The following is a 10550-nucleotide window of genomic DNA, read 5'->3' on the forward strand; positions in this document are numbered from 1 at the left end:
AAGGACATGCATAACGACAAGCAACTGGCTCAACTCGCAGAACCTCATCACCGAGGTGAGGCCCGGGAGATTGCCGCCATTGATTTAGGCTCAAACAGCTTCCACATGATTGTGGCACGGATTATCAATGGCTCGATTCAGGTGCTTTCTCGTTTAAAACAAAAAGTGAGACTTGCCGATGGCTTAGACGAGCACAATGTATTAAGCCAAGAAGCCATTGAGCGCGGTGTAAATTGCCTTGCGCTTTTTGCTGAACGCTTACAAGGCTTTGCGCCAGAAGATGTGAATGTCGTCGGCACTTATACCTTACGAAGAGCGGTCAATAATGACGAATTTTTACGTCAGGCAGCCACTGTCTTTCCTTATCCCATTAATATTATTAGCGGTCAAACGGAAGCCAAAACCATTTATGCGGGTGTTTGCCACACTCAACCCGAAAGCGGACGTAAACTGGTCATCGATATTGGTGGTGGCTCGACCGAAATGATCATCGGTGATGATTTCACCCCATTAGTGGCGGAAAGTCGTCACATGGGCTGCGTGAGCTTTGCCAAAAAATTCTTCCCAAATGGCGAAATTTCCAAAGAAAACTTCGAGCAAGCTCGCCAAAGTGCGGTCAATAAAATTGAAGATTTAAGCTGGGAATATCGCAAGCTCGGGTGGCAATCGGTATTAGGCTCATCGGGCACGATTAAAACCGTCTATCAAGTGATTACCGCAACGCTTGATCCGAACGGCATCATCACGGCTGAACGCTTACAAAATTTAATTGAACGAACCTTACAAGCATCCCATTTTGAAGAGCTCAATATCGCGGGATTAAACCCTGATCGCGTGGATGTATTTGTGCCAGGCCTAGCCATTTTAAGCGCCGTTTTTGACGTTTTTGGCTTAGAAAATATGCGCTATTCTGACGGCGCTTTGCGTGAAGGGGTGATTTACAGCTTGGAACAAAACTTCCAAGTGTCAGATATCCGTACACGCACCGCGTTAGGACTTGCCGAACAATTTAACTTAGATTTGGCGCAAGCCGATCGCGTAGCCAATAGTACGAAAACTTTGATTGACCAATACACCCATTGGCAAAAGCCTCATCTTGCTGATGAAATGAAAAATCTGTTGATTTGGGCGGCACGCTTATTAGAAGTCGGTATTGTCATTAATCATCGCAATGTACAAAAACATTCCGCTTATATTCTGCAAAATATGGAATTACCGGGTTTTGATCGTGAACAACAACGCTTATTGGTGAATTTGGTTCGTTATCACACAGGTGCATTTAAAAAGAATGATTTACCGATTTTTGCTCGTTATGCGGATGAGGATGTCCTTGTTTTACTTATTCTTTTACGCATTGCAGTGATTTTAAATAAATCTCGCCAGGCGACAGATAGCACCGATAAAATCAATCTCAGAATTGACCGCTCTTTGCAGACTTGGGAACTGACTTTTGAGAAACATTACTTGGATAATAATCCGTTAGTATGGAATGATTTGCGCTTAGAAAGCAATTTACTCAAAGATTTAGAACTCAGTTTGATTTTTAACTGATAAAATAGGGGCTTTCGTGCCCTTATTTTTTATCTTGCTCCAACAGCAAGCTATAAATATTGGCAAGATAATAGCTCTGCTCGGCTTCGGGAATTTCTTGTGGAATAAAAGAAAGCAAATCGTGGTGAATTTCTAAAACATCAGGGAAAATGACCGCACTTTGCATTTCATCATAAAAAGTTTGATGAAGCGGAGAAACGCAACCGCCTCGTTTTAAGCGAGCAAGGCTGTTAGCAATATGCAATAAGAGTGTGATGACGGTCGGAATAGACACATCTATGCGCCAATGATGCTCAAGGCGACTTTGCAAAGTCAGAATAATATCAATAACGTCCTGATCAATCTGACCGCGAATTTTCCAACGGGTTAATTGTTTGAGTAACGACATAACATTCCTTTTTTGAGATAGGATAACTTTACCGCTATTTCATAAAATTACCAGTGCACAGATCACAAAATTGAAACAAAGTGAAAAAATTTACTAACTAGGAAAGCAATAAATGATAGATAACAGACTTTTTGAAAAATATGATGGCCTGATTTTTGATATGGATGGCACCTTAATCGACACCATGCCGGTACACGCCCGCGCGTGGAACATGGTGGGAGAACAATTTGGTTACCGTTTTAACAGCCAAATTATGTATGATTTAGGTGGCGCAACCGTGAGCACTATCGCCTCTGCCATTATGCAAGATGCCGGTATGCCACAAGAACGTTTAAATGAAGTCATACAAGCAAAACGCAAACTTTCTTATGAATTGATTCCAACAGAATCAAAATTACTTCCAACCTTTGAAGTGGTGCGTCATTACTATCAACAAAAGCCAATTGCGCTTGGCTCAGGTTCAAACCGCCAAATGATTGATATGTTGATGCAAAAATTAGATATCAAACATTACTTTAACGCTATTGTCAGCGCTGACGATGTGAAAGAACATAAACCGCATCCAGAAACCTTTTTACGCTGTGCAGAACTGGCAAAAGCCGAACCATCTCGTTGTATCGTCTTTGAAGATGCCGATCTCGGTGTAAAAGCAGGATTAAATGCAGGAATGGATGTGTTTGATGTCAGAACAAGAGAGATTATTAGAGCCTAATGTGGGACATTTTCTCTTTCAGCTTTTGGGCTGATTTTTGGCAAACCCATGGCTTATGCCTGATGTTTTTCAGCGCTTTCTTAAGTGCCACCATCTTGCCGGGTAATTCAGAAATTGTGTTTGTCTCCCTGGCTACGCCAAAAGTATTAGTCGGGTCATTATTAAGTGCGGATATTTTTTGGCTTGTTTTTCTGGCAACCGCAGGCAATACGCTAGGCAGCCTCACCACTTATTGGATTGGACGATGGTTTCCGAAAATTGACAGTAAAAATGACCGCACTTTATGGGCGATAAACAAAATACAACGCTATGGCTCCATCACTTTATTATTGAGCTGGTTGCCTATTATCGGGGATGTGTTTTGTGCGGTAGCCGGTTGGCTTCGATTAAATTGGCTAAGTTGCTTGATTTTTATGACGATTGGAAAAGGACTACGTTATATTGCCCTGCTCTTTTTCAGTTTACCTTTCGTGTCATAGCCATGAATAGCCTTTGTGCATAATGTGGTTGTGGGCTAGAATAAAGACGAATTAATATTCAACAGATAAAAAAACGCCCCTTATCGAGTAAGGGGCAAATAACCTAAGGAACCAATTTTATTAAAACAACTGCAAGTTGCTTGTTCTATAAGACCGACGCTAAAAAGAAAAGTTCAAAGAAATTGTAAAAAAATGTAAAAAAATTTACAAAAACTTGCAATTAATTTACAAATCACTGATTTTCAAGGAAATAAATATGCCATTACTCGACAGTTTTAAAGTGGATCACACCCGTATGAACGCACCTGCCGTGCGCATTGCCAAAACGATGCGTACCCCAAAGGGCGATGACATCACCGTTTTTGATCTTCGTTTTTGCATTCCAAACAAAGAAATTCTCCCACCAAAAGGGATTCACACCCTTGAGCATTTATTTGCGGGCTTCATGCGTGACCATTTAAACAATGACAATGTAGAAATCATCGATATTTCCCCAATGGGCTGTCGCACAGGTTTTTACATGTCATTAATTGGCACACCAAACGAACAACAAGTGGCTGATGCATGGTTAGCTTCCATGAAAGATATTTTAACCGTGCAAGATCAAAACCAAATTCCAGAATTGAACGAATACCAATGCGGAACTTACACCGAGCATTCTTTAGAAGAAGCACATGAAATTGCTAAAAATGTGATTGCTCGCGGTGTAGGGATTAATAAAAATGACGATTTAGCACTTGATGAATCTTTCTTAAAATAAGGACACAACATGACAACCCTAGGTACAGCATTAACCCCGAATGCTATCAAAGTGATGATGCTTGGCTCTGGTGAACTGGGCAAAGAGGTGGTGATTGAATTACAACGTTTAGGCGTGGAAGTAATTGCCGTCGATCGTTATGAAAATGCCCCAGCACAACAAGTGGCACATCGTGCTTATACGATTTCCATGCTAGATGGTGCAGCACTCAAAGCCTTAGTGGAAAAAGAGCGCCCAGATTACATTGTGCCGGAAGTGGAAGCCATTGCGACTGATACGCTAGTGGAATTAGAACAAGCGGGTTTTAATGTTGTACCTACTGCCAAAGCCACCAAGCTTACGATGAATCGCGAAGGTATTCGCCGTTTAGCCGCTGAAGAGCTTAAATTGCCAACTTCGCCTTATCAATTTGTCGATAACTTTGCTGACTTCCAAAGAGCGGTTGAAAAAATCGGTATTCCTTGCGTAGTAAAACCGATTATGTCCTCTTCTGGCCACGGTCAAAGTATTTTAAAATCCAAAGACGACTTACAAAAAGCCTGGGATTACGCTCAACAAGGTGGTCGCGCAGGCGCAGGACGCGTGATTGTAGAAGGGTTTGTTAAATTCGATTATGAAATCACTTTACTCACCGTTCGCCACATCAACGGCACCAGCTTCTTAGCGCCAATCGGCCATCGCCAAGAAGATGGCGACTATCGCGAATCTTGGCAGCCACAAGCCATGTCTGATGTAGCGTTGAAAAAAGCACAAGACGTAGCAGAGAAAATTACCACTGCATTAGGTGGTCGCGGTATTTTCGGCGTGGAAATGTTTGTGTGTGGTGATGAAGTTATCTTCAATGAAGTTTCCCCACGCCCACATGATACTGGTATGGTCACGCTAATTTCTCAAGAATTATCCGAATTCGCCTTACACGCCCGTGCAATTTTAGGCTTACCTATTCCGGAAATCACCCTCATTAGCCCATCGGCTTCCAAAGCCATTGTGGTGGAAGGTCAATCGAAAAACGTGCAATTTGGCAATATCGCCGAAGTATTGGCTGAACCACACACCAATATTCGCATCTTCGGCAAAGGCGAAGTCAATGGCCATCGCCGTTTAGGTGTCTTACTCGCTCGTGATATTTCTGTGGAAAAAGCATTGGAAAAGGTAGAGCGCGCTTATGCGAAGTTAGATGTAAAGCTATAAGATTTGCTTAAAAATAAGCAGCTCTAAAAATACAAAAAGTGCGGTCATTTTTTGAGAGGTTTAAAAACTCTTTGAAAATTGACCGCACTTTGTATCGAGTTAAATTGTACTCTGCTTAAAATACTTCTGTATTATTTATCCCCAAGGCTTAGCATCAGGTTTGCTATGTTTTTTTCGCCATTGAATACATGCAGGTCTATTCCACATTGTTTTTTCTTCACAGATTGGTCCGCCTTTTAAATACCAGCCTTTTTTCTCTAAACAAAGATTCACCTCCGGCTCATCACTTTCACCTGTAACAAAATCCATACCACAATCCGACATATCTTTTTTTCTTCTAGCAAGAAATTTAGTTAAAACATTAGGATCTGAATCAGGAAATAATGCATCTGCATTATGTAAGCGCCAATGATCATGTGGTGGTGGTGGTTGAAATCCTCCAAAAGAACAAGCATTAATTGTTAGCAAACCAAATATAAAAAATAGAATCTTCATATCATTCTCCTTTTGATTTATTTAAATTAAAAATGGTTTTCTCGTTTCCCATTTTAAGATCTCCCTCAGTTCGATATCCATCAGTAATACATTGTCGTTGCCCTAGTCCATGGCAATTATGTACTGATGAACGTTCATGACTAAATATATCTGCTATTCGCTGTAACCAGCTTTTATTCAGATTATTTTCAGATGTCGTTGCAGGATTTCCCCCCAATAAAATTGGCATACTACCTACTGGGTCACTAGCATGATTCTCAATCCGAATTGAACCATCAGAAGCCGTTCTTTCTTTACCCGTTTGCAATTGACTTAAATAGCCATCCGCTCTTGTTACATCTGCTGCAGGACCAACCATTTTAATTGTTGTACCCGAAAGTAACTTTTTAGCTCGGTTATCTTCCGTATTTAGCGCTTTTAATGCATTACTTAATGTTAATGTGCCACGACTATGAGAACCAAGGTATAAATCATCTTTACCATACTGCTTCATAATATTCATCGCTTGTAAACTTGAATTATCCATACCTAACAGGTTTCCAAAAGAAGTTTCAAACATTTTCTCATAACCCGCCACTAAGAGCTCTGACAAACCATTTTTCGCTTCAGGATGGTGAACAAAATAAACATCTTTATATACCTTTTTATTTATATTGCCTGTTTTATCATCCGTGCCCGCAATATAGTTTTGTACCGCAAATTTTGCTGCTGCATTATGATCATTAAAGATACCATTGAATGCAACGACATATTTACTCTCTGTTTTCCCTGTTTTTGGATCAGTATAAGTAACTTTTTGTAATTGATTACGCTCTTGATCGGATAATTCATGCAATTGATAAATATTACGTCCTTTATCCAATTGTTCTTGAAGATAGTCTTTTCGACTTACTCCCTTAGCATCCGCTTCTTCATTTATTTTTTTCAGAATTTCTGGATCCTCTATAGGTTTTCCTTTTTCATCCACTTTATGAGTAAACATCCGATGTTCTGCGATAAACATTGTTCGATAAGCTTCATCCGTGGCACCACCAACATTCTTCGCAAAACTCTGAATTGTTGCAACATCCTGCTCAACTTCCTTCTGAAGTTCCGCATGATCCACTTTTTCAAGTTTATTTGCGTCTTGCTCTGTTGATTTCTTGATAGTCTCAATATTCTGTTTGCCCTGCATACTCGCAATATTAAAGTTACCATCACTAATCACAGCATTAGTTGTACTCTGATTATTTTCACTTTGACTGCTATTGCTCGCTAAATTAGCTAGACCAATTTTTGCTGCAGCGTATAAATCTGTACTATGAACATCATTTGTGCCTAAACCAAATTTTACTGGCAATTGATTTGCTTTATTTGGATTCGCCTGTTCAAAGGTTTCGCCTTTTCTATCCTCACCACGATAAATTTTATTTAAAGCTTTATCCTCATCAGAAGTTTGATCACGATCTACAGAGAAACCTCCCATCAATCCCATCGCAGATGATTTAGCATTAGAATAATTTTGAATATTTGAATATTCGAAATCTTGTGCTGTCATTTGATTTTTCTCTTTTTCAGCACTCGAAATGATAGCGCCGCCAACCGAAGAAACTTTATTTTTTACATTGATATCATAACCATCATTACCTGCAAAAATTCCTGCCTGTTCATTTACACTCGCATAGTCTGTATTGACTTTCGATTTATTGAAACTACCACCCGCAGCAAAACCATAACCTACTGTCACACTAGCACTTACATTCATTTGCTTACCGTGATAGCTAGATTTATCTTGCAAGCTTTCAATTTTCAGATTTTCTGCATCTAATTCGACACCTTTACCTTTAACTTGACTGCCCGCAAGGGTTACATCTCCGCCTGCTTTAACCACTGTTTTACTTTGGCTATCTCCCACATGGCTTGCAACATAAGTGGTTTCATCACCATTACCGTAACCTTTTCCGTAATTACCGCCTGCAGTAAACCCTGCAGCCACACCATTACTAACTTTAATGGCTACCCCAGCATTAAAACCGCTAGATTTATTAGTGCTGCGTTCTTGGTGGTTTTGTTCTGCTGCTTTGATATTTACTTGATTGTCTGCCATCAAAGTCGTGCCTTGTTTACCAGAAATATCCGAGCCTTCAATATTAATATTAGAATCCTTTCCGGCACCCGTTGCCACAATATTCACTTTACCGCCCGAATTAACTTGAGATTTGGCAGCTGTTTTCCCTTCAGTATGAGTGTGAGATTCGCTCTTCTGTTGGCCATAAGTGATTTGTACACCGATCAAGGAGTCGACATTCCCTTCACCATTCATAAAATCTTTGACATCGGTTACAGCTTTTTTTCCAGATTGATAGGCACGATAAGCCTCAAAACCAGCATTAGCTGCCGCCATAGTATTCACTCGGTCATGTTTACTATCACCAACTTGTTTAGTGGATTCGATAGCCCCTTGTACTGCCTGAATGGCAGAAATAATAGGGGAGGTAATAGCAATAGTTAAACCTTTTTGTTGAAAAGTTTGTTTATTATTGGTTTCGTATTTATCATCTGCTGCTTTAATATCTGCTTTTTTTGCCAGAATATTTACATCACCTTTAATGGCACTCACTATACTTGCTGTCTGAGTATATGCACTCTCTGCAACCATTGTGGTATTGTTATTAAGACTTCCAACTTGGCTGCCGCTAGCATAAAGGCGAGTTTGATCATTTTCTAAGGTTTGTTTTTGAGAACCAAAGGTTACTCCAATACCACCTCCCAACATGCCTGATTTTTTCTTACTATAATAATCATCAGAGTAAACTCGGTTCTCAGCTTCACGAATATCAATATTCTTAGCCTTCACCGTTAAGCTATCATCACCCACAATATCTGAGCCTTGCACTGTGACATTACCATCTTGAGAGTAAATCACAACGCTCTTTCCATCAATTTCACTACCTTTACTCAAATCGTAATTATGCTTATGTTTATATTCTTCAGTAATGCTCGTAAACGCACCTTTAGATTTTTGCTTATTACGGGTATCTAGATGTTCAATATCTCGCCCTTCTTCAATTCGAACACCTCCTTTAGAGGCAACCATTACTTTGCCATTAGCACTCGTTACCTCAGCTTGACGAAGTGTGGTTTCTTCTTGTCCAATTAAACGTACACCATCTTTACCCTCAATAACAGAGCCTACTTCACCTTCTTTATCTAAGTGATAATGATGGTTATCGCTAAAGTCATAGTGTTCTTTACTGCTTTGCTTCTCAGTCGTCACCAAAAGTTTACCTTTGGCATTTACATCAACCGTGCCTGCCGATTTCACATTTGCTGCTTTTATCGTGATATCACCACCACTTTGAATGGATAACTCACCACCTTTGCCTGTTACCTTCAATTCACTTTGACGATCGACTTGTTTATTACCCGTTTCTGTTCGGCCTAATTGGCTTTGTGTTTCTGTTGAGGTGGCACCAAGCTCTACGGATTTTCCACCGTATAGAGACAAGCTATCTGCAGCCACAATCTTACCACCAAGGTTCACTAATTTTTGCTCAGCGTTAAGATTGACATTATCTGCTAAAACCAGACCTTTGTTCTCTAAATCTTGACCGTATAAATTTACTAGGTTCGACGCAAGTACCGTCCCTTCATTACTCATTTTGGTCACCGAACCTACAATGCTATCCCCCGAAATCACAGAGCCTGTAGGGGTAACTTGAGTACGATTAGAAGCTAAATAAATCTTAGGCGTTAACACATTGAGTTTTTTACCACTTGGTAAAGTGATTTCTTGGTTCACCATCCACACTAAATCAGTGGTCAGCTCCGCCATTTGTTCTTTGCTTAAGCCAACACCCGGCACTAAGTTAAATTGTTTAGCATAACGTATGCCGTTGTCCATCAAACCTTTATATTGCTCTAAGGCATTTTGATATCCATCAAGATAACGACGACCGGTTAACTGATTAATTTGTTCATTCACTAAACGCAACTCATAAAAACCATCCCCCAAACGTTTCAACATATTATTTGAGTCGTAGCGTAATGCATTGAACATATAATCCGAACTCAACCATTTTTGCTTATTCGCAAAACGTGGGTCAGTTTCAATCACATAGCCTTTTGGTGCATTAGGATTCACATTATAAAGAGAAGATTTATCCAATGATTGCGTTAGGCGGTTTAATACCACATCACCCACATCACCTTTATTAGCCACACCATTATTGGTGAATTCAGGTGCGACATTTTCTTTATAAGCAAATACCCCTAAATCTTTCACACTTTTATTTTGTTTGTAATAAATACTGGTATCGCTTTTAGTGGTATCGTAATGATCAATACATTTACCAAATACTTTTTTGGCACATTCACTCCCTTTATAACGCGCAGTCACGCGGCCAGCATCCGTTACAATAGTACTACCTTTAAATTCGTCATTATGTAATTGACCTTTCGCGATTTCAATTACGCCACCGGCAATCACCTTACTGTCTTGGTTATCCACATGAGCATCATTAAAATCAATACCACCACCGCTTAAAATCTTCCCTTCCTGGTATTTTGGGTTAAGTACCACGGTTTCATTCACTGTGCGGGTATAATCATACTCATGCCAGTTATCACTTTCGATTTTGCCGTCCGGTGAAAAAATATGGTAAAGATCTCTTATTTTTCGGTTTAATCCCCAGCGACCACTCTTGTTATCTTGTTTTACCTTATAAACCCCGGAGTCTTTACCGTAGATAGTCGAATCATTCCCAATACGATACTCAAAAACCGGCGTAGACGAGGTATCCACATTTTCCGTTTCAAGGAAGAAGTGTTTATTTTCTACTTTACCTGTATTGAAGCTAATCGCTTTGCTTTTCGCATTGTCGTAAAGGTTTAACGCTTCAATCACCCCATTGTAGTTGCGAACATACGCTGATTTACCCGTAGCTTGGTTGTTTTCATCTAACGCTTTACCCACATAAATCTTACCCATACTTA

8 protein-coding genes are annotated in these 10550 nt (G+C 40.0%); 5 read left to right on the plus strand and 3 right to left on the minus strand.

Annotated features, from left to right (window positions below; all coding sequences use genetic code 11):
• Window positions 1-6: 6 nt before the first annotated feature.
• The gene (gene ppx, locus HMPREF2750_RS00220; RefSeq protein WP_070582132.1) at window positions 7-1551 is read left to right on the plus strand and encodes an exopolyphosphatase; all 1545 of its coding nucleotides are present in this window, start codon (window positions 7-9) and stop codon (window positions 1549-1551) included.
• A gap of 22 nt (window positions 1552-1573) precedes the next feature.
• Here ppx and HMPREF2750_RS00225 read toward each other — a convergent pair whose 3' ends face one another.
• Complete coding sequence (locus tag HMPREF2750_RS00225) at window positions 1574-1939, minus strand: hypothetical protein (protein ID WP_070582133.1); 366 nt, start codon at window positions 1937-1939, stop codon at window positions 1574-1576.
• A gap of 112 nt (window positions 1940-2051) precedes the next feature.
• Between HMPREF2750_RS00225 and HMPREF2750_RS00230 the strand changes: the two genes are divergently transcribed.
• From HMPREF2750_RS00230 to purT, 4 genes are all read left to right on the plus strand, one after another.
• On the plus strand, window positions 2052-2651 hold the full coding sequence (locus HMPREF2750_RS00230) for a beta-phosphoglucomutase family hydrolase (RefSeq protein WP_070582134.1): 600 nt from the start codon (window positions 2052-2054) through the stop codon (window positions 2649-2651).
• Window positions 2651-3130 carry a YqaA family protein gene (locus HMPREF2750_RS00235; protein ID WP_070582135.1) on the plus strand — a complete coding sequence of 160 codons (480 nt, stop codon included), beginning with the start codon at window positions 2651-2653 and terminating at the stop codon, window positions 3128-3130. Before HMPREF2750_RS00230 ends, HMPREF2750_RS00235 begins: the two co-directional genes overlap by 1 nt.
• Window positions 3131-3386: 256 nt before the next feature.
• A complete protein-coding gene (luxS, locus tag HMPREF2750_RS00240; RefSeq protein ID WP_054420054.1) occupies window positions 3387-3890 on the plus strand; it encodes an S-ribosylhomocysteine lyase in 504 nt (167 codons plus the stop codon).
• Between the two features lie 9 nt (window positions 3891-3899).
• Window positions 3900-5081: a formate-dependent phosphoribosylglycinamide formyltransferase gene (gene purT, locus HMPREF2750_RS00245; RefSeq protein WP_070582136.1), complete on the plus strand. Its 1182-nt coding sequence runs from the start codon at window positions 3900-3902 to the stop codon at window positions 5079-5081.
• A gap of 135 nt (window positions 5082-5216) precedes the next feature.
• On the opposite strand, the gene HMPREF2750_RS00250 is transcribed toward purT, so the two are convergent.
• Both HMPREF2750_RS00250 and HMPREF2750_RS00255 read right to left on the minus strand, forming a co-directional pair.
• Window positions 5217-5576 carry a hypothetical protein gene (locus HMPREF2750_RS00250; RefSeq protein ID WP_070582137.1) on the minus strand — a complete coding sequence of 120 codons (360 nt, stop codon included), beginning with the start codon at window positions 5574-5576 and terminating at the stop codon, window positions 5217-5219.
• Window position 5577: 1 nt separating this feature from the next.
• A partial coding sequence (locus HMPREF2750_RS00255; RefSeq protein WP_186821563.1) for a hemagglutinin repeat-containing protein occupies window positions 5578-10550 on the minus strand: 4973 nt, incomplete at its 5' end.

The organism is Haemophilus sp. HMSC066D02, from assembly GCF_001810545.1.
Taxonomy (GTDB): domain Bacteria; phylum Pseudomonadota; class Gammaproteobacteria; order Enterobacterales; family Pasteurellaceae; genus Haemophilus_D.

Bases quoted from the DNA above. Each gene is read 5' to 3' on its own strand.
- HMPREF2750_RS00230 (WP_070582134.1), top strand. From the start codon at position 2,052: ATGATAGATAACAGACTTTTTGAAAAATATGATGGCCTGATTTTTGAT.
- HMPREF2750_RS00235 (WP_070582135.1), top strand. From the start codon at position 2,651: ATGTGGGACATTTTCTCTTTCAGCTTTTGGGCTGATTTTTGGCAAACC.
- luxS (WP_054420054.1), top strand. From the start codon at position 3,387: ATGCCATTACTCGACAGTTTTAAAGTGGATCACACCCGTATGAACGCA.
- HMPREF2750_RS00250 (WP_070582137.1), bottom strand. From the start codon at position 5,576: ATGAAGATTCTATTTTTTATATTTGGTTTGCTAACAATTAATGCTTGT.
- ppx (WP_070582132.1), top strand. From the start codon at position 7: ATGCATAACGACAAGCAACTGGCTCAACTCGCAGAACCTCATCACCGA.
- purT (WP_070582136.1), top strand. From the start codon at position 3,900: ATGACAACCCTAGGTACAGCATTAACCCCGAATGCTATCAAAGTGATG.
- HMPREF2750_RS00225 (WP_070582133.1), bottom strand. From the start codon at position 1,939: ATGTCGTTACTCAAACAATTAACCCGTTGGAAAATTCGCGGTCAGATT.